This window comes from Serratia sp. GW822-FHT06D09 (assembly GCF_058799515.1).
Genome location: NZ_JBXALO010000008.1, coordinates 193,018 through 211,207, shown reverse-complemented (window position 1 = coordinate 211,207; position 18,190 = coordinate 193,018). Strand labels below are relative to the sequence as shown.

Below are 18,190 nucleotides of genomic sequence, written 5' to 3'. Positions count from 1 at the left end.
CCACTTCTCGCTATAGCTGACCGCCAGTATCATGCTTTTTGGGGTGTCATCAGGTGTTCATCGTGTGGCAGGTGGTCATTTCCAGTCATGGCCGCCAGTATGTAAGGTGTCGGCGATGAGGGTGGCAGGTCAATCTTTAAAAAGTTGCTGTTGTCCAAGATGTGGCTATCATCTTTTCTTTAAACTGCCCTGAAAGGATTGCCTGCCGCTATGCCCGTGAATTTTGATCTGAACGATCTCTATGCTTTCCGTGCGTTGGTTGAATACGGTAATTTTCGGCTTGCCGCAGAGTCCATCTGCCTTTCACAGTCAGCATTGAGCCGCAGGATAGAGAAGCTGGAATCTGCGCTGGGTATTAAGTTGTTCGACAGAACAACCAGGCGCGTTACGCTGACACTTTATGGGCAAACCTTCGCCGAGCGCTCAGATCAGCTACTGATGAATGTTGAGCTGGTTCTGGCAGATATCAATAAGGTCAGTCAGGATCGCGTTGGGCTGGTAACGGTCGCGACCGTGCCCTCGGCGGCCTACTATTTTATGCCTGACGTGATTCGCAGTTTCCAGGCCCGCTATCCTCGGGTACGGGTTAAGCTTATCGATAGCAGTGCAGGTAACGTCATTGAAGCCGTTGCCAGTGGGCAGGCTGATTTCGGTATCTGTTTTGCCAGAACCCTGCAATCCAATATCGAGTTTCTGCCGTTGGTCGCGGATGTTTATGTGGCTGCCTGCAGGCGCGATCACCCCATCGCCGGTAAAAAAAGTCTGACCTGGCGCGAGTTTTATCAGCAAGACTATGTAGGGCTGGATAAGACGTCAGGTAATCGCAATTTGCTCGATCAGATGCTGGAGCACATCATTCCTGAGCGCCCCAGCATCTGCGAAACCCGGCATGTCACGACCATGCTGGGTATGGTTGAAGCGGGGATAGGCATTGCTGCGGTACCCGCCATGTCGATGCCTGCCTCAGAGCATTCGGTACTGACACACCTGCCACTGACAGATCCGGTAGTGAAGCGCACGGTTGGCCTGATCAGGCGCAGCGGGCGTATGCAATCCTATGTTGCCGCCGAGTTGGAAAAGCTAATCACTGAACAGTATCACTCTGCTTAACGGGTGGCGCAGTCTTCACCGTTCTCATCCCGGTGGCGCGAATAATGTCTTGCGCCTGGGCGGAAGACAGGAAGTCCAATAGCGCTTTGCCTTCCTGACGATGTTCTGCCTTGAGGATGACCGCGCCGGCAAAGCGGGTGATGTACTGGACATTTTCAGGCAATTCACCAATAAAGGTGACGCCCGGAACAGGGAGCAACTCACTGACTTGCTGGAAGCCTATCGCATATTTCCCTTTTGCTACCTCGCTGGCCACCGGAATGCGTTCAACCTTATGTGCTTTTTCTTTCACCTTGTCTTCAATACCCAGCTTTTTGAATAGCTGGTTGCTGATATACAGGCCGCTGGCACTGTCAGAATAGGCAATGGACTTAGCCTGTAGCAGGGTTTTGCGCAGATCTGCTTCTTGTTTGATATTGGGTTTAGGGTCGCCTTGCTTAACCACCATACCAATCGGTGAATCGGCCAGTTCCACGCGCGAACCCGGTTGGATCCAGTTATCCTTTTCCAAATTCGTTAGTGCATCACCCACCATAATCACTACATCGGCTTTTTCTCCGCGAGCCAGGCGCGCGGGGATCGCCTGGGGCGTCTTGCCCATAGAGGGACCGGACACCAAGATGATTTTGTCGCCACTCTTTGCTTCAAATTGCGGAGCCAGTTTTTCCAGTGCGGCTTTAAAGCCTCCTGACATCATGACGGTCACCTCTTTGGCCATCGCACCCGTGCTGACAGAGAGGAGCACCAGGGTGGCGAAGAGTGGGCGATAAATTTTTTTCATGACGAAATCCCTGATTTAACGTGCGGTTTGTAGTGATAACGTGCGACGACGGTACAAATACAGCGTCGCCAGTAAGGCACACAGAGCAGCAAAACTCATCCAGTAGCCGGGGGAGGCTTTATCGCCGGTGTACTCGATCAGTGCGGTAGAGATAACTGGCGTAAATCCGCCAAAGACAGCGGTTGCCAGACTGTAGGCCAGCGAGAAACCGGCAACCCGGACCTCTGTAGGCATGATCTCTGTTAACGCCGGGATCATGGCACCGTTGTAGAGCCCATAGATGAAGGACAGCCACAGCAATACGCTGAGCATCATGGAAAAACTGGGGGCTTCAGCAAGCAGGCTAAGGGCCGGATACGCAGTGAACAGCGCCAGCAACGCCATGGTAATCAACACCGACTTACGGCCAAAACGGTCTGATAGCGCACCCCCTACCGGCAGCCAGAAGAAGTTAGATACCGCGACCAGCAGGGTCACCAGCAGGCTGTCAGAGGCGCTGAGCATCAACACTTTTTTACCGAAGGTGGGTGCATACACGGTAATCAGATAAAACGCGGTGGTGGTCATGGCGACCATCAGCATGCCGGCAATAACCACCTGCCAGTTTGCCAAGAGGGTCTTAAACACATCGTGCATCGCCAGATGCTTGCGACGGGCGTTAAACTCTTGGGTCTCTTCCAGATTACGGCGCAGGAAAAAAATGAAAGGCACAATCAAGCAGCCGAACAGGAAAGGCAGACGCCAGCCCCATTCGCGAATGACGCTTTCTTCCATGGCTGCATTCAGTGCGAACCCCATAGCCGCGGCCACCATAATGGCCACTTGCTGACTACCTGACTGCCAGCTGGTGTAAAATCCTTTACGGCCTGGTGTGGCAATCTCAGCCAGGTAAACGGATACGCCGCCCAGCTCAGCCCCCGCTGAGAAGCCTTGCAATAAACGGCCGCCCAGTACCAGAAGTGGCGCCCACAGGCCGATGGTCTGATAGGACGGGATGAGGACAATCAGAAAGGTCCCAGCAGCCATGATCGACAGGGTTACAATCAGCCCTTTACGTCTGCCGACTTTATCAATGTACGCCCCCAGTACGATGGCACCGATAGGACGCATAAGAAAACCCGCGCCAAAGACCGCGAAGGTCATCATCAGTGAGGCAAACTCACTGCTGGCCGGAAAGAATGTATGAGCGATGTAGGTGGCATAAAATCCGAACAGAAAAAAATCAAATTGCTCCAGAAAGTTGCCAGAGGTAACGCGCAGTATCGCGCTGGTTCTTGCCCGAGTCGTCATTGGTGCGTTAGGGGGATGCATCTTTATCTCCAGTTTGTCATTGACGCTTTTACTGCGCCTGTTACTGCAGACTGGATCAGGAAAATGAAGTAAATAAGCGCATTAAACTCATAAACTGATGCGTGTAACGCATGAATTGATATTAACAATTGCGCGCGACAAGCTGTAACGTGCCATTAACACACGTACCTTGTTTTACTTTGCTGGTAGCACGCTAAAAACTGCGTGTGTGTTTTGTGATAAGGATCATACGAGGGGTTGAGGTTGAAAGATGCTAAGAGGGCGAGAAAGAGGAGGTGTCCCCCGGTTTTGAAGAACCGGCCGCAATTCTCGCGCTTTGATATGTCTGGCAGACGCCTGGCGGCGTCTGCCACGAAGGATATTTATGAAAAGGGTTGCCTGTGAGTGGGGTTAATCCGACTTACTGTCCGTAATAAGCATTTTTACCGTGCTTACGCAGGTAATGTTTATCCAGCAGCGCCGGTTGCATGCTGTGAATACCGGGCGTCAGCTGACGTGAAAAAATCCCCATATAGGCAATCTCTTCCAGCACCACGGCGTTATGCACCGCGCTGTGTGCGTCCTTGCCCCAGGCAAAGGGCCCGTGTGAATTGACCAATACCGCCGGAATGGCATTTGGATCGATACCGCGGCGGCGGAAGGTGTCGATAATCACCTTGCCGGTTTCCAGTTCGTATTCATGCTCTATTTCGTCTTCGGTCATTAGGCGGGTGCAGGGAATCGCGCCGTAGAAGTAGTCGGCATGAGTGGTACCCCAGGCGGGGATGTCCAACCCGGCCTGGGCCCAGATGGTGGCGTGGCGTGAGTGGGTGTGAACGATGCCGCCAATGTCGGCAAACTCACGGTAAAGCGCCAGATGGGTGGCGGTGTCAGAAGAGGGCTTTTTGGTGCCTTCCCGGGTTTGGCCACTGGCGAGATCGACCACGACCATGTCCTCGGCGGTCATGTGTTCATACTCCACGCCGGAAGGTTTGATCACCACCAGCCCGCGTTCGCGATCCACGGCGCTGACGTTACCCCAGGTGAAGGTAACCAGGTTATGGCGCGGCAGGTCTAGGTTGGCTTCCAGCACCTGTTGTTTAAGCTGCGGCAGCGTTAGCATGTCATACCCCCTTGTTGCATTTTCTGTTCGATCCACCGGCGGGCCTGCACAATCTCGGCCACTGGCTCTTCGGCTTTTTCGGTCCACATTTCAATCAGGAAAGCACCGCGGTAGTTAAGCTGTTTCAGGGTGCGGAATACGGCGACAAAATCGACGCAGCCTTCGCCAAACGGCACGTCGCGGAACTGTCCCGGCGAGCTATCGGTAACCGGGTAAGTGTCTTTCAAATGGATGGCGGCGATGCGGTCAATGCCCAGCGCCAACTCCTGGGCCACGTCATTGCCCCAGGCGCTCAGATTGCCGACGTCCGGATAAACCGTGAACCAGGGGGAGGCCAGGCAGGCGTCCCAGGCCTTCCATTTGCTGATGGAGTTCATAAAGGCGGTGTCCATGATCTCTACCGCCAGCATCACCTGCGCTGCGGCGGCGCGCTCGACTGCCCACTGCATACCCTCGGTGAAGCGGGCAAGAGTGCTTTCGTCCTGCGGCTCGTAATAGACGTCATAACCGGCGAGCTGAATGGTGCGGATGCCGACGTCCTTCGCCAGTTGAATCGCCTGTTCCATCATCTCGAAAGCACGCTGACGCAGCGCATCGTCATGGCTGCCGAAGGGAAAGCGGCGATGACCGGACAGGCACATCGACGGGATGCTGATGCCGGTTTCCAGCATGGCGCTGACCAACGACAACCGCTGCTCCTTGCTCCAGCTCAGACGTGCCAGCCGCTCGTCGCTTTCATCCACCGACATTTCGACAAAATCAAAACCGCAGGCCTTGGCCAGCGCCAGCCGCTCGGGCCAGGTCAGGTGCTTCGGCAAGGCTTTTTCATAAATTCCCAAGGGGTGCTGACGCATATCAACTTCTCCAGATGTCATCAATGGCCGAGCGGAACTGACCGGCAGCGGCCAGCGGATCGGCAGCCTCCGCCAGCGCTCTGCCGACGATAAAAGCGGTCACGGCGATGTCTTTAAACAGCGGTAAATCGGTCGGCGTGATTCCGCCGGTCACCGACAATTCAATGCCCAGATCAGACAAGGCCTTCATCAGATCCAAATCTTGATGGCTCCAGGTTTGCCCGCTGGCCTGCGCGTCGCGGCCACGGTGGTATATCGCCTGGCGGATACCGAGGTCGCGCCACTGTTGGGCATCCTCCAACGTCCAACGGCCGAACAGCTCAATCTGAATCTCGCCCTGGTGTCGTTGCGCCACTTCCAGCGCACTGTCCATGGTGGCCAACGGGGCGGCGCAAATGACGGTCATCCAGTTGGCACCGTGGCCGAAGGCCTGTTGCGCCAACGTGCCACCGGCATCGGCCACTTTCAGGTCGGCCACCAGCGTATGTTGCGGGCAGCGCTCGCGCAGTGCGCTCACCGCCTGAATACCGGCGCTGATGCATAAGATGGTGCCGGCCTCGATGATGTCGACGTGGGGCCGCAGGCGTTCTGCCGTCTGCAGAGCGGCATCTAACCGGGTGTGATCGAGCGCCAGCTGCAGGCGCGGTTTATTGCTCATAAAGCCTCCTTACTGTGTGGATTGCAGCGTTTGCAGCGCGGCAATCAGCGCCTGATAACGTTGGTGTTTTTTGCCGTAGGCCGCACTTGCTGAAGTATCCGGCAACACCCGCTCAATACGTGGCGCCAGCTCGCGTTGGGCAGCGGTGAAGTCGCTGAATGCGTCGCTGCCGACCATCGCCGCCATCGCGGCGCCCAGGCAGCCGGTTTCTTCCACCTGCGGCAGTTCGACCGGCAGGCCGCTGACGTCGGCAAACATCTGCATCCAGGGCACTGACTTGGCTGGGCCACCGGTGACGCGCAGCGCGGTGGCCGCAGGGAAACGTTGCCGCATGCGGTTGAGATGGGTCATATGGCAGAACACCACCCCCTCGTAAATCGCCTGCACCAGGTGCTCGCGCTGGTGGAAAGCCTGCAGGCCGTGGAAGCTGGCGCTCAGGCCCAGCCCGGCGTTGGAGCCATACAGGAAGGGCGCGAACAGCAGGCTGCTGTCGGCCTTGGGCAACGCCGCTACCCAGTCATTGAGTTGGGCGTAGTCTTGCAGGCCCCATTGTCGGCAGAACCACTCCAGGTTGGCAGCGGAGGTGGGGCTGGCTTCATGCACGATGTATTTGCCGGCTTCGGCATGACGGCCATAAACAAAGGGATGATCGAACCCTGCGGTAATGCGGTCGGTGATGCCGCTGGTGACCGACCAGGTACCCATCACCGCATTGAGTCGGGTTTCGTCCTGCAGCCCGGCGCACAGTGCGGTGGACACCACGTCAAACAGCCCGCCAACCACCGGCGTTCCCGGCAGCAGCCCGGTCGCGGCGGCAGCAGTAGCGTTGACGCGCCCGGCGATTTCGGCGGAACCGACGATCGGTGGCAGCGCGGGCATGATGTCGCCAATCCCCAGCAACTGCGCCAGCGCCGGGTCATAGCGGCCGTCGGCCATCTGATAAAGATTGGATTCGGAGATATTGGTCTCTTCGCAGGCCAGCTCGCCGGTCAGGCAGTAGCGCAGATAATCGTGCGCCATCAAAACGCTGCCAATTTGGCGATAGCGTTCCGGCTGGTGTTGCCTGACCCAGCGCAGCAATGACACCGGATGGCCGGTCCACAGCGTTTGTCGGGTCTGCGGGTAGAGTGCCTGCGGCACGCCCTGTTTTTGCCACTCCTGCACCAGTGTCAATGCGCGCTGATCGGAAGACAGCATGGCGTTGCCCAGCGGCAGGCCGCGTTTATCCAATAAAAACGCGCCCTTGCCCTGTGCCGAGATGCCGATTGCCTGAATATCACCGGCGGCAACCTCGTTGCGGGCCAAGACTTCCCGGATTACCTCGGCGGCGGTGCTCCACAGCGCGTGCATATCCCGTTCCGCCCAGCCGGGCTGCGGCGCGATAATCTCAAGATTGCGGCGGGCAATATCCAGCTCGCTACCTCGGCGGTCATAGAGCCCGGCTTTGATAAAGGTGCCGCCGCAGTCCAACCCCAACCAATATTCCATTATTCGGCCCCCGCTTTCTGGTCGCATTTATTCGGCAACATCAGTGCCAGTACCGACGCGATGGCCAGCGATACCGCCAGGCTATAAACGCCGACATCCTTGCTGAACAGACTGATCAAGACGCCGACCATGTACGGGCCGCAGAAGCCGCCCAGGTTGCCAAGTGCGTTGATCACGCCGCGTGCCCCGCCGGCCACTTCGGCGTTAAACAGTTTGGGAGGAATGGTCCAAAACACCCCGGCGGCGGCCTGGATAAAGACGCCGCAGCCGACCAGCGCCGCGTAAGACCACCAGATGTGATCTTTTAACAGCACTGACAGCGCCATACAGATGGCGAAGCAGGCCAGCGGCAATGCGACGAACACTTTGCGTTTGCCGGTACGATCGGACAGGGTGGAGATGATCAGCATGCCGAAGATGGCGCCGATATAGGGCAGGATGGCCAGCATGCCGACCTGCTCCATGTTGCCGTTGGTCAGCCCCTTGAGGATGGTCGGCAGCCACAGGGTGTAGCCGTAGATCCCGGTTTGATAGAAGAAGTTCACCATGATCAACTGCCACATGATCTTGTCGCCCAGCACCCGGCGCAGCGAGGCGTTACGCACCGTTTTGCCTTTGATCAGCAGCTGTTCGTCATGCAACGTTTTGATCAGGTAGTCTTTTTCAGCCTGTGAAATCCACTTGGCCTCCTGCGGGCGGTTGCTGATGGTGAAATACCACAGCACCATCACCACCAGCGACAGCGCGCCTTCCACCAGGAACAGCATGCGCCAGTCCCAGGCGGTGATGATCCAACCGGACAGCGGCGCGGTGAGAATACCGGCAATGGGCACGAACATAATTACGATGGCGTTGGCGCGCCCGCGCTCCTTGTCCGGGAACCAGTTGCTGATCATGGTCAGCACCACCGGCAGCATGCCGCCCTCGGAGACGCCCAGCGCGAAACGCAGGAATAACAGCTGATATTGATTGCTGACCAGCCCGGTCAGTACCGAGATCACCGCCCAGGCCAGCAGTGACCAGCCGATGAATTTCTTGCCGTTGCCGTACACCGCCAGCTTGCCACCCGGCACCTGCAAAAACAGATAGCCGATAAAGAAGATGCCGCCGGCCAGGCCGGCCATGGAAGCGGTGATGCCGAGTTCATCGTCCATGCCGCCGGGCATGGCGAAGGCAATATTCACCCGGTCCATGTAGGAGATGATGCAGGTAATAAGAATAGGCGGCACTATTCTCAACCAGCGTAATTTGGGAATGACCTGGCTGCGGCTAACGGAAACAGAGGCTGTATTCATCTATACACCTTTCGCTATTTTGTAGGGTCGGGCTTTATTGTTTTGGTTTGCGTTGGGCACAAGGGCGCCCGCACCGGCCTGAGGACCGGTGTTTTTTGCAGGTTTTCGTTTGCTGCTAATTAAGCGCTAAATAATGCCAGCGGTATTTTCACCACCACTTTGCGAATATCGCCGGGCTGTTGGTTAATACAGGCCGGGCGATGCACATCCTGCGGGAAAAATACCGCAAAATTTCCGGGCCGCAGGGTTAACCAGGATTCATCGGCGACGTCCTGATAAAAAAGAATGTCGCGCTGCGCCAGCAAATCCTGGTGGATCGGGTTATTACCGCGATCTGCCGCCACACCGATCAATTCGGTGCCGCTGACCAGAAACTGCACGTCGACGTTTTCCCGGTGTACCTCCGGTCGCAGATCGCTCGGCTGGTGGGTCTGCAGATCCAGCACCTGTACCACGTAGCCGGTGGCAGGATCCTGATACCGACCAGTGGGCAGGGCGCTGAAATCGGTGCTTTGCAGATAGGCGATGGCTTTGGCCACCGGCGCCGGGTACTGCTCCGGCGAAGTATGGGCAATATGGCCGAATATCATGGTGACTCTCCTGTTAAAGCGCCTGAATACGCGCCCAGACGCGCTCATCCACGGGAATGCCGTCACGCATGTTTTCCGCGTGAATACGTGGGAATTTATGGCCCGGCAGGCGAATGGCTATCTCCGGGTTGTCGCGTTCTGCGCTGGTGATGTAGTCCATGATGCGCTGCAGTTTGGCATCGCGGGTGGCGCCGTCGATCAAGCGTTCGATCTCAATGGCGATGAAGACCTGCGACACGCCATACTCTTCGCGGTTGTCTTCGGTCACTTCCGCCACTGAGGATCCGCCAGACAGCAGGGTGGCAATCATATCGAGCACGATCGACAGCGCGGATCCTTTCCAGTAGCCCATCGGCAAAATGCGGCGGTTCTCTTCAATGGTGGCCGGATCGCGCGTCAATTGACCGTCGTTGTCGAAACCGCCGTCCACCGGCAGCGTTTTGCCCGCCAGCCGATTTAGCTCCAAAGCACCATAGGAGAACATCGACATCGACATATCCACCATGGTGATGGGGTTGCCCGGCACCGCGACGATCAGCGGGTTGGTGCCGATCCGGCACTCCTTGGCGCCCCAGGGTGGCATAACGGCAATTGAGTTGGTCCAGCAGATACCGATATAACCTTTCTCCGCCGCCTGCCAACCGAAACCACCGCCGCGCATCCAGTGGTTGGCATTGCGCAGGGCCACCAGGCCTATGCCGTGGCTGTCGGCCAACTGCATGGCGCGATCCATCATCCGGCGCGCCGTGAGATTACCGATACCCTGATGCGCGTCCCATTGTTCAATGGCTCCGAGTGACAACAGCTTGCTGGGTTCGGCGTCCGGCACGATATCGCCGGCGTCCAACTGCTGAATAAAGCGTGGGAAACGGTTAACGCCGTGGGAGTAAACGCCGTTGGCAGAGGTGTCGGCGAACATGCCCGCACAGTCATCGGCGGTGGCTTCCGCCACGCCCCGCGACAGCAGCACGCGTTTGAATTCCTGTTTCAGATCGGTGTAACTCACTCTCATGCTGGTTCTCCGCTACGGCATTTTTGTTTGTTTTGTGTTCTTTAAATTTCAATATGCGAAATTGCATTTCAAATAAATGCTATACCTGCGGCCAGGTGAAGTCAAAGCGAGGGAAGAGAAAGTTATTTATATAAAACAAGTGGTTAAATTAACTTGGTGGTTTTGTGATCGCAGACACGTTTTTGGCCGTTGCGGTGTTTTAGGCGTGGCAAAGCAGAGCGGTAACTGCCCGCTCTGCTTTGGCCGTTATGACTAATTACCCTCGCATATTCAGTATCTTGCGGTACAGCGAAGTGGTGGCGGTGATGTACAGCTCATTGCCGTCTGGTCCGCCAAACGTGCAGTTGGAAACCCGCTCCGGCACTTCGATCTTACCGAGCTGTGTTCCCTGACTGTCGAAGATCAGTATGCCGTCGGCGCAGCTGCAAAAAATGTTTCCAAACGCATCGACACAAAAGCCGTCCGGGAAGCCGGGGGCCACGGTGGCAAAACGGCGTCCGGCGTTTAATTCACGTCCGTTAACCTGATACACCCGCAGCTCTCTGCGGCCCAGGGTTGGGAAATCGACGATCGACATATCCGCCACGTACAGCAGAGACTCATCCGGCGAGAACGCCAGGCCGTTAGGGCGCTGCAGATCGCTGGCCGCGATGTTCAGCGAACCGTCGCGGGGATCGAAGCAGTAAAGGTAACAGCCAACGATCTGACTTTCCGACTTGTAACCTTCTTCGTCACCGATAATGCCGTAGGGCGGATCGGTAAACCAAAGGGTGCCGTCGGAACGTACCGCCAGATCGTTGGGTGAGTTGAAACGCTTGCCGTCAACGCGATCGACCAGCATTTGCACCTCACCGTTGTTTTCGGTTCGGCTGATGCCGCGTCGTCCGTGCTCGCAGCTGACCACGCGGCCTTCGGCATCCCGTGCGTTGCCGTTGGCATAATGCGACGGGGAGCGCCACAGGCTCAGTTCCCCCTGTCGCGACCAGCGGAACATGCGATTGCCTTTCACATCGCTGAACACCACCGCGTTTTGCGCGGGCAGCCACACCGGCCCCTCGGCCCAAATGGCCGGTGAGCACAGGCGTTCGAGCGGCGGGCCCGCCATCAGTTCGTTCATGCTGACCTCCGCTTACTTCACGCCCCAAATGGCTTTGTAATGGCCCTGATAATCATTTTGCGGGTCATACAGGTTACTGGCGCCGCCGTCGGCGGTGATGTTGTCGCGGGTCACCAGGTGCGCCGGGGTCACGTAGCCGGAAGGTGGCTGTTTGGCGAAGGCACGGTTGAACTCATCCAGCAGTTGCCAGCCGTGCAGTTTAAGCGGCTCCGGCACCGTCGCCGACTGGCTGCCGCCGGAACGAATGCGCTGATAGGCCGAAATCGAGCCGTCGCCGGCGGAAATGCTGTATGGCGCATGGGTACCGCCCTTACCGGCGGTTTTCAGCGCCGGTGCCATAAAGTCAAAATACAAATCGTTAATCGCCAGTGCGTACTGGAATTGATCGCCGTATTTCTGCAGCAGGCTGAAGGTCATGGCGGGCATGCGGTTGGCGGTGTCCGCCAGCGGGGTATCGATAAACTCAACCACCTTGCAGCCGCTGCATTTGCCGATCTCCTCTTTCATCACGTTGGCCTTGTCCAGCGCGATTTGGTACAGCGAATCGGTGAAGATCAGCACGCTGGCTTTGCCGCCGGACTGCACCACGGCATATTGGGCGGCAATGCGCGCCACTTCGTTAGAGTCAGAGGTGACGTTATAGAACACGCTGTACTTGGCGATTGGCCCCGGCTCCGGCACCGCGTGCCAGGCCGTCAGCACTATGCCTTGTTGAATGGCCTTTTTCAGCGGGATCTTGGCGACGTTAGGGTTCCAGCCGCCGATCACTATGCCGTCCGGCTTTTGGGCAATGGCCTGATTGAGCGAGGCCAGCTGATCTTTCACCGAGCCACCGCCGTCGAGGGTTTCCAGCTTCCAGCCCGCGGCTTTCGCCGCTTCGCTCAGCCCTTCCTGCACCCCTTGCACACCGCCGTTTTTCATGTCCGAAGCGATAAAGATGATTTTCTTGTTGGCTTGCAGCTGTGGCCCGCTGGTGGGGCCGTCCCACTGAGTCACGCTGGCAGTCGCCTTGGCGACCGCTGCGGTGGCCTGATCCAGATAGGCGTCGGCCCAGGCGGATGAAGCAGCGCTGGCCAGCAGCAGGGTGGTCGGTAATATCCAAATACGTTTCATTCGGTGCACTCCTGGTTAAGGATTGATCGCTTTTTGGTTATTTTTATCAGCCGTAGCGGCTGGGCTGCGTTGTACCGCTTTTTGATTGAGTAACCGGCGGCGTTGGGCATAGCCCGCCAGGGTGATCGACAGCAACAGCGTCGCACCGTTGAACAGTGGCTCGACCCAGAATTCACCGCCGAACTGTTGGATACCGGCGATGCCGATAGCCAGAATGGCAATGCCAACCACGGTGCCCCAGACGTTAACCCGGCCTGGGCGAATGGTGGTGCTGCCGAGGAAGGCGCCGACCAGCGCCGGCAGCAGGTAGTCCATGCCGACGCTGGCCTGACCAACGGCCTGTTCGGCGGCGATCAGTATGCCACTGAAGCCGGTCAGCACGCTGGAGGCGATAAAGGCGCCAATGGTGAAGCGATTGACCGAGATGCCGTTCAGCCGTGCCGCCGCCGGATTGCCGCCCACGGCGTACATGCAGCGGCCAAGCGGGGTATGTTCGGTGATCAACCACAGCACCACGGCGACGATCAGCACGTAGAATGCGACGATCGGGATCCCGCCGATCTCGGTATGGTGCAGGGCGATGAAAGCATCCGGCAGATCGCCGACGATCTGTCGCCCGCCGGAGTGCCACAGCGCAATGGCATACAGCACGGTGCCGGATCCGAGCGTGGCGACGAAGCTGTCGATGTCCGCCAGTGCCACCAGAATGCCGTTCAGCAGGCCGTACAGAGCGGAAAGGGTCAGCACCGTCAGTACCGCCATCTGCCACGAAAAGCCGTATTCCACCTGCAGGGTGATGGCCAGGATATGCCACAGCACGATGCCGAAACCGACGTTAAGGTCAATTTTGCCGACGATCATCGGGATGGTCGCCGCCAGTGCCAGCAGCGCAATCTTGGCTTTGCTGGAGAGGATTGCCTGCAGCGTCAGCATGGACGCGAAAGACGGTGCGATCAGCGAAAATAGCACCACCAGCGCAACGCACAGCAGCAGCAGGCCGTAGCGGGTGAGAACCTGCATCAGCCAGGGGCCGGCACCGTCCTGCGACAGGCTGACTCTTTGCTCCAGTGCCGTTGATTTAACAGATGTTTTAGACATGGCCTACCTCAGATTCTAACGTTGTCGCGAGGGGTTCCCCGGAGCTGGCGGAGGCCAGCTCCAATAAATTGGCGAATGACACCTGCTGATTTTTCAGCTCGCCGACCACTTTTCCCCGGTTGAATACCAGTGCGCGGTTGCAGATATGGGCGATCTCTTCAAAGTCATTGGAGATCACCAACACCGCGATGCCGTCAGCCAGGGATTTATTTAACAGATGGTAGATTTCCGCCCGGGCCCCTACGTCTACACCGGCGGTGGGATCTTCCAGGATCAGTAATGGGGCACCGAGGTGCATCCAGCGCGCCATCACCACCTTTTGCTGGTTCCCGCCGGACAGGGCGCTGATATCGATATTGACGTCCTTGGGCCGCACGTCGAACAGCTGTACTTTCCACCAACTGGCGCCGATTTCGGCCCGGCGGCTGTAGCGGGAAAGCAGCTTGTGGCCACTGGCACAAGGGTTGATAAACAGGTTTTCACGCACGCTCATCGACATCACCAGGCTTTCGCCGGTACGGTCACCCGCCACCAGCGAAACGCCGCAGGCCATGGCCTGTTGTGGGCTACTGGCGCTATAGGGTTGGTCGCGAAAGCGGATTTCACCTTCATCGGCATGACGCAGGCCGAACAGCAGGCGACCAATCTCTTCTTGGCCTGCGCCGCGCAGGCCGGCCAGCGCCAGCATTTCACCGGGCTGCAGGTTAAAGCTGACCGGGCCGATATCGCCCACCACCACGTGATTGAGCTGCAACACCGGCGGCTGATTTTCCGGCAGGGGCTCGCGCTGATCTTCTGCCATTGCCTCACCGACGATCATCTGCACCAGATCCCGCAGCGAATAGTCGGCGGTATTGCCGCCCGCCACATAGCGGCCGTCGCGCATGACGCATACCCGGTCGGCAATCTCGATCACTTCGTCCAGCCGATGGGTGACGTAAATCATGCCGACCTTTTTGTCGCGCAGCCGGTTAATGACGGCAAACAGATGACGCACATCGTTGGCGGGCAGCGAGGCGGTCGGTTCATCCAACACCAGCAGTTCGGCGTTAACGGCCACCGCCCGGGCGATCGCCAGCAGGGATTTCTCGGTGCGCGACAGTTCGAACACCCTGGCGTCGGGATCCAGCGCGATGCCGACATCCTGCAGCGCCTGAGCGGCGCGGCGGCGAATGGCTCGCCAGTCGATCAGGCCGAAGCGGCGTGGGAATCCCATCACCAGCGCCATGTTCTCCGCTACCGTCATCCATTCGATCAGCCCGAGGTCCTGATGAATAAAGGCAATAGGCTGGCGACTGTCACTTTTTATCGCCGCGGCGGAGGCTATGCTGGTGCCCTGGAACTGAATGTCGCCGCCGTCGCGTGGATACACCCCGGCCAGCACTTTGATCAGCGTCGATTTGCCGGCGCCATTTTCGCCCAGCAGGGCCAGGACTTCGCCCGGCATCACCTGCAGACTGACGTCGTTTACCGCGACGTTGCCGCCAAAGCGCTTAACGATATGGCTGAGGGTTAGAATGGGTTGTTCCGCATTATCTGGTGTCATGTGATGCGCCCCTGATAGTGAAATACGCAATCGGATTTATGCTTTCTGGTGTTTATATGTCCGTTAAATTTCAATATGCGAAATTCAATTTCAAAAATAATATGCCGAACGCCAATCTAAAGCAAAGCCGGAGGTGTTTTAATTCTTGTTTTAAAACAACTGGTTATTTATGTCTTTGCGGAATTGTGACGTACAACTCACTTCAGGGGTTAGCAGAGTGTTGCGCATTTTTAACCTGCTGCTGACAATGAAACGGCGTTCCGTCTTCACCTGATGCGGGCCTTGGGGTAACATTCCCGGCAAAGGGGCCGTTTGCCACGCCGTGGCGTTGGCTGGCGGTTCGACACTGGAGAAATTGCGCAATGAGCTTGAAAGCTGTCGAAGAGAAAGATGACAAGAAAGACAAACCCCTGGGCAGTCAAAGCCTGTTCCGCGGATTGCAACTGATTGAGATCCTGAGCAACTTCCCTAACGGCTGCCCACTGGCGCATCTGTCTGAGTTGGCCGGCATGAACAAAAGCACCGTCCATCGCCTGCTGCAAGGGTTGCATACCAGCGGATATGTGACACAGGCGCCGTCGCCCGGCAGCTATCGCCTGACCACCAAGTTCATTTCGGTCGGCCAGAAAGCGCTTTCTTCGCTGAATATTATCCACGTTGCCGCACCACATCTGGAGCAGCTCAATCTTGAGGTGGGGGAGACGGTAAACTTCTCCAGCCGTGAAGACGACCACGTTATTTTGATCTACAAGCTGGAGCCCACCACCGGCATGATGCGCACTCGTGCCTATATCGGTCAGCATATGCCGCTGTACTGCTCGGCGATGGGCAAGATATTTATGGCCTACGGCAACAGTGATTATCCGGAACACTACTGGCAGACACATCAGCATGAGATCCAGACGCTGACGCGCAATACCATTACCGAATTACCGAAGATGTATGAGGAATTGGCCGACATTCGCAAACAGGGCATGGCGATGGATCGCGAAGAAAATGAGCTGGGCGTGTCTTGCGTAGCGGCGCCGGTGTTTGATATTCAACAGCGGGTACCCTACGCGGTATCGGTATCGTTGCCGACCGCCAAACTGCAGCAAATCGGCGTTAAAGCCCTGATTAAGCCAGTGCTGGCAACCGCGCAGCGCATTTCTCAGGAGCTGGGTTTTGTCATTCCCGCCTGATTATTAGCATTGCTGATAGTTGATTAGAAATATCAATTTCACCTAATAATTTTTTCCTCCTATGATGCGCGTGTTGACCGACACGCGCCGCTGACCGGCGCACTCTTTCTGTGAGGAATACCATGCTAGCTGTCTTTCTGCAGGGCTTTGCCCTGAGCGCCGCGATGATCCTGCCGCTGGGCCCGCAAAATGTTTTTGTCATGAACCAGGGCATCCGCCGTCAGTATCATCTGATGGTCGCCTCACTGTGCGCATTGAGCGATGTTGTGTTGATTTGCGGGGGGATTTTCGGCGGGAGCGCGTTGTTGAGTCGTTCGCCGTTGCTGCTGGCGTTGGTCACCTGGGGCGGGGTTGCCTTTCTGTTGTGGTACGGCTGGGGGGCGTTTCGCACCGCGTTCAGCCGCCAATTGGCGCTGGCAACGGCCGAGGAACTGAAGCAGAGTCGCTGGCGGCTGGTGGTGACCATGCTGGCGGTAACCTGGCTTAATCCGCACGTTTATCTCGATACTTTTGTGGTGTTGGGCAGCCTGGGCGGTCAGTTGGCGCCGGAAGTTCGTTCCTGGTTTGCGCTGGGGGCGGTGAGCGCGTCGATTCTTTGGTTCTTCGCGCTGGCGCTGTTGGCTTCCTGGCTGGCACCCTGGTTGAAGACCCAAATGGCACAGCGCGTTATCAATACGCTGGTCGGCGTGGTGATGTGGGGCATCGCATTGCAATTGGCCTGGCAGGGCGCAAGTTTATAAGAATTTGTCACTAATCCGAATTCAAAAGCCCGTGCGATATGCTACGTTTGATGCCAAGGAACCGGCCGTTTTCAGTCGAGAAAGGCCGGTAATCAGTTACAGCCTGTCATCAAGGAGACTCTGTGAAGCTTAAAGCATTGGCTATGGCCGCAATGATTGGATTAGGGACGTTACCGCTGGCGTTGCAAGCGGCTGAAGTGCCGGAAGGGCCGCACGTGGTGACCTCTGGCACTTCAAGCGTTGACGCCACTCCAGATATCGCCACCCTGGCGATCGAGGTCAGCGTTTCTTCTAAAGACGCGGCACAGGCGAAGAAGCAGGTCGATGAGCGCGTAGCGCAATATTTTGATTTCCTGCAGAAAAACAATATCGAGAAGAAAGACATCAGCGCCGCAAACCTGCGCACCCAGCCGGAATACGATTACCTGAAAACCGGTGAGTCGGTGCTGAAAGGCTACCGTGCAGTTCGTCAGGTGCAGGTTACTCTGCGTCAGTTGGATAAGTTGAACGAGCTGTTGGACGGCGCGTTGAAGTCTGGCCTGAACGAGATCCGCGCCGTTGAGTTGGGCGTAGCCAAACCGGATGTTTACCGCGAACAGGCGCGTCAGAAAGCCATCGAGAACGCCACGCAGCAGGCGGCTTCACTGGCGAAAGGCTTCAACGCGAAACTGGGGCCGGTTTACAGCATTCGTTATCACGTCGCCAACTACCAGCCGATGCCGGTAGCGCGCATGTACAAAGCGGCGGGAGCCGCTGCGGAAAGCGACGTGGCGCAAACCTACGAGCAACAGAGCATTCACTTTGACGATCAGGTCGATGTAGTCTTCGAGCTGCAGCGCAACACGGCGCAGTAACATACCCGTCATACTTGAAGCTGCATCTGTGTTGGCTGCAGGCAGTCACCCCAGTCACTTACTTGAGTAAGTGACTGGGGACTCCCGCCCTGGCCGCGTTACTCGGCAAAGCCTCGCCCCGTCGGGGCCAACGCAAGCGCATCACAACAAAACCCTTGGTTTTGTTGTGATGCAACTCCAATTATCTAGGGTATAAGTCAGGCTTTTCAAACTGCTGATAAAACCTGTTATTAGCGAGATCGTGCTGACGTGGTCGTTACGACCTTGGCCGTTGACCAATTTGCCGGGAGCAAATTGGAATGACTTCCAGTCAGCCCGGAGGATGGGATACAGGGATGCA

17 protein-coding genes are annotated in these 18,190 nt (G+C 57.2%); 4 read left to right on the top strand and 13 right to left on the bottom strand.

Annotation, left to right across the window (positions count from 1 at the left end):
* The first annotated feature begins 210 nt into the window (after window positions 1-210).
* Window positions 211-1,110 (top strand): L-proline-binding transcription factor PsrA, encoded by a 900-nt coding sequence (gene psrA, locus AC1RKG_RS19270; protein ID WP_265557042.1) that lies wholly within the window; start codon window positions 211-213, stop codon window positions 1,108-1,110.
* Here the strand turns inward: psrA and AC1RKG_RS19265 are convergent.
* The 13 genes from AC1RKG_RS19265 to AC1RKG_RS19205 form a co-directional block, all read right to left on the bottom strand.
* Window positions 1,085-1,891 carry a substrate-binding domain-containing protein gene (locus tag AC1RKG_RS19265; protein ID WP_493183600.1) on the bottom strand — a complete coding sequence of 269 codons (807 nt, stop codon included), beginning with the start codon at window positions 1,889-1,891 and terminating at the stop codon, window positions 1,085-1,087. The two genes, psrA and AC1RKG_RS19265, sit on opposite strands and share 26 nt — an antisense overlap.
* A gap of 15 nt (window positions 1,892-1,906) precedes the next feature.
* The gene (locus AC1RKG_RS19260) at window positions 1,907-3,202 is read right to left on the bottom strand and encodes an MFS transporter (RefSeq protein ID WP_265557040.1); all 1,296 of its coding nucleotides are present in this window, start codon (window positions 3,200-3,202) and stop codon (window positions 1,907-1,909) included.
* Between the two features lie 400 nt (window positions 3,203-3,602).
* The gene (araD, locus tag AC1RKG_RS19255) at window positions 3,603-4,304 is read right to left on the bottom strand and encodes an L-ribulose-5-phosphate 4-epimerase (protein ID WP_209639519.1); all 702 of its coding nucleotides are present in this window, start codon (window positions 4,302-4,304) and stop codon (window positions 3,603-3,605) included.
* Entirely contained in the window at window positions 4,298-5,158 is an 861-nt protein-coding gene (locus AC1RKG_RS19250; RefSeq protein WP_044553295.1) for an L-ribulose-5-phosphate 3-epimerase, read from the bottom strand. Before AC1RKG_RS19250 ends, araD begins: the two co-directional genes overlap by 7 nt.
* A 1-nt stretch (window position 5,159) precedes the next feature.
* Window positions 5,160-5,816 (bottom strand): 3-keto-L-gulonate-6-phosphate decarboxylase UlaD, encoded by a 657-nt coding sequence (gene ulaD / locus AC1RKG_RS19245; RefSeq protein WP_493183599.1) that lies wholly within the window; start codon window positions 5,814-5,816, stop codon window positions 5,160-5,162.
* 9 nt (window positions 5,817-5,825) lie between these two features.
* Window positions 5,826-7,304 carry an FGGY-family carbohydrate kinase gene (locus AC1RKG_RS19240; RefSeq protein WP_493183598.1) on the bottom strand — a complete coding sequence of 493 codons (1,479 nt, stop codon included), beginning with the start codon at window positions 7,302-7,304 and terminating at the stop codon, window positions 5,826-5,828.
* Window positions 7,304-8,599: an MFS transporter gene (locus AC1RKG_RS19235; RefSeq protein ID WP_044553291.1), complete on the bottom strand. Its 1,296-nt coding sequence runs from the start codon at window positions 8,597-8,599 to the stop codon at window positions 7,304-7,306. The genes AC1RKG_RS19240 and AC1RKG_RS19235 overlap by 1 nt, the downstream gene beginning before the upstream one ends.
* Before the next feature lie 119 nt (window positions 8,600-8,718).
* Window positions 8,719-9,189 carry a NanQ anomerase/TabA/YiaL family protein gene (locus AC1RKG_RS19230; RefSeq protein WP_122080152.1) on the bottom strand — a complete coding sequence of 157 codons (471 nt, stop codon included), beginning with the start codon at window positions 9,187-9,189 and terminating at the stop codon, window positions 8,719-8,721.
* A 13-nt stretch (window positions 9,190-9,202) separates the two neighbouring features.
* Window positions 9,203-10,201, bottom strand: a complete 999-nt coding sequence (yiaK, locus tag AC1RKG_RS19225) for a 3-dehydro-L-gulonate 2-dehydrogenase (protein ID WP_046372691.1) — start codon at window positions 10,199-10,201, stop codon at window positions 9,203-9,205.
* Window positions 10,202-10,457: 256 nt separating this feature from the next.
* Window positions 10,458-11,318 carry an SMP-30/gluconolactonase/LRE family protein gene (locus AC1RKG_RS19220; RefSeq protein ID WP_493183597.1) on the bottom strand — a complete coding sequence of 287 codons (861 nt, stop codon included), beginning with the start codon at window positions 11,316-11,318 and terminating at the stop codon, window positions 10,458-10,460.
* Window positions 11,319-11,330: 12 nt separating this feature from the next.
* Window positions 11,331-12,431 carry an ABC transporter substrate-binding protein gene (locus AC1RKG_RS19215; protein WP_130015842.1) on the bottom strand — a complete coding sequence of 367 codons (1,101 nt, stop codon included), beginning with the start codon at window positions 12,429-12,431 and terminating at the stop codon, window positions 11,331-11,333.
* Between the two features lie 15 nt (window positions 12,432-12,446).
* Complete coding sequence (locus AC1RKG_RS19210; protein WP_493183596.1) at window positions 12,447-13,529, bottom strand: ABC transporter permease; 1,083 nt, start codon at window positions 13,527-13,529, stop codon at window positions 12,447-12,449.
* The gene (locus tag AC1RKG_RS19205) at window positions 13,522-15,075 is read right to left on the bottom strand and encodes a sugar ABC transporter ATP-binding protein (protein WP_115058081.1); all 1,554 of its coding nucleotides are present in this window, start codon (window positions 15,073-15,075) and stop codon (window positions 13,522-13,524) included. Before AC1RKG_RS19205 ends, AC1RKG_RS19210 begins: the two co-directional genes overlap by 8 nt.
* Window positions 15,076-15,437: 362 nt before the next feature.
* Between AC1RKG_RS19205 and AC1RKG_RS19200 the strand changes: the two genes are divergently transcribed.
* The 3 genes from AC1RKG_RS19200 (at window position 15,438) to AC1RKG_RS19190 (ending at window position 17,850) form a co-directional block, all read left to right on the top strand.
* The gene (locus AC1RKG_RS19200) at window positions 15,438-16,256 is read left to right on the top strand and encodes an IclR family transcriptional regulator (RefSeq protein WP_020828506.1); all 819 of its coding nucleotides are present in this window, start codon (window positions 15,438-15,440) and stop codon (window positions 16,254-16,256) included.
* A 122-nt stretch (window positions 16,257-16,378) separates the two neighbouring features.
* The gene (gene argO / locus AC1RKG_RS19195; protein ID WP_493183595.1) at window positions 16,379-16,996 is read left to right on the top strand and encodes an arginine exporter ArgO; all 618 of its coding nucleotides are present in this window, start codon (window positions 16,379-16,381) and stop codon (window positions 16,994-16,996) included.
* A 122-nt stretch (window positions 16,997-17,118) separates the two neighbouring features.
* Window positions 17,119-17,850: an oxidative stress defense protein gene (locus AC1RKG_RS19190; protein WP_071888896.1), complete on the top strand. Its 732-nt coding sequence runs from the start codon at window positions 17,119-17,121 to the stop codon at window positions 17,848-17,850.
* Window positions 17,851-18,190: the final 340 nt, after the last annotated feature.

What these genes read in the sequence shown, in the direction of transcription:
- psrA (WP_265557042.1), top strand. Translation starts at nt 211, where the DNA reads ATGCCCGTGAATTTTGATCTGAACGATCTCTATGCTTTCCGTGCGTTG.
- araD (WP_209639519.1), bottom strand. Translation starts at nt 4,304, where the DNA reads ATGCTAACGCTGCCGCAGCTTAAACAACAGGTGCTGGAAGCCAACCTA.
- AC1RKG_RS19260 (WP_265557040.1), bottom strand. Translation starts at nt 3,202, where the DNA reads ATGCATCCCCCTAACGCACCAATGACGACTCGGGCAAGAACCAGCGCG.
- argO (WP_493183595.1), top strand. Translation starts at nt 16,379, where the DNA reads ATGCTAGCTGTCTTTCTGCAGGGCTTTGCCCTGAGCGCCGCGATGATC.
- AC1RKG_RS19210 (WP_493183596.1), bottom strand. Translation starts at nt 13,529, where the DNA reads ATGTCTAAAACATCTGTTAAATCAACGGCACTGGAGCAAAGAGTCAGC.
- AC1RKG_RS19250 (WP_044553295.1), bottom strand. Translation starts at nt 5,158, where the DNA reads ATGCGTCAGCACCCCTTGGGAATTTATGAAAAAGCCTTGCCGAAGCAC.
- AC1RKG_RS19235 (WP_044553291.1), bottom strand. Translation starts at nt 8,599, where the DNA reads ATGAATACAGCCTCTGTTTCCGTTAGCCGCAGCCAGGTCATTCCCAAA.
- ulaD (WP_493183599.1), bottom strand. Translation starts at nt 5,816, where the DNA reads ATGAGCAATAAACCGCGCCTGCAGCTGGCGCTCGATCACACCCGGTTA.
- yiaK (WP_046372691.1), bottom strand. Translation starts at nt 10,201, where the DNA reads ATGAGAGTGAGTTACACCGATCTGAAACAGGAATTCAAACGCGTGCTG.
- AC1RKG_RS19205 (WP_115058081.1), bottom strand. Translation starts at nt 15,075, where the DNA reads ATGACACCAGATAATGCGGAACAACCCATTCTAACCCTCAGCCATATC.
- AC1RKG_RS19265 (WP_493183600.1), bottom strand. Translation starts at nt 1,891, where the DNA reads ATGAAAAAAATTTATCGCCCACTCTTCGCCACCCTGGTGCTCCTCTCT.
- AC1RKG_RS19230 (WP_122080152.1), bottom strand. Translation starts at nt 9,189, where the DNA reads ATGATATTCGGCCATATTGCCCATACTTCGCCGGAGCAGTACCCGGCG.
- AC1RKG_RS19215 (WP_130015842.1), bottom strand. Translation starts at nt 12,431, where the DNA reads ATGAAACGTATTTGGATATTACCGACCACCCTGCTGCTGGCCAGCGCT.
- AC1RKG_RS19240 (WP_493183598.1), bottom strand. Translation starts at nt 7,304, where the DNA reads ATGGAATATTGGTTGGGGTTGGACTGCGGCGGCACCTTTATCAAAGCC.
- AC1RKG_RS19200 (WP_020828506.1), top strand. Translation starts at nt 15,438, where the DNA reads ATGAGCTTGAAAGCTGTCGAAGAGAAAGATGACAAGAAAGACAAACCC.
- AC1RKG_RS19220 (WP_493183597.1), bottom strand. Translation starts at nt 11,318, where the DNA reads ATGAACGAACTGATGGCGGGCCCGCCGCTCGAACGCCTGTGCTCACCG.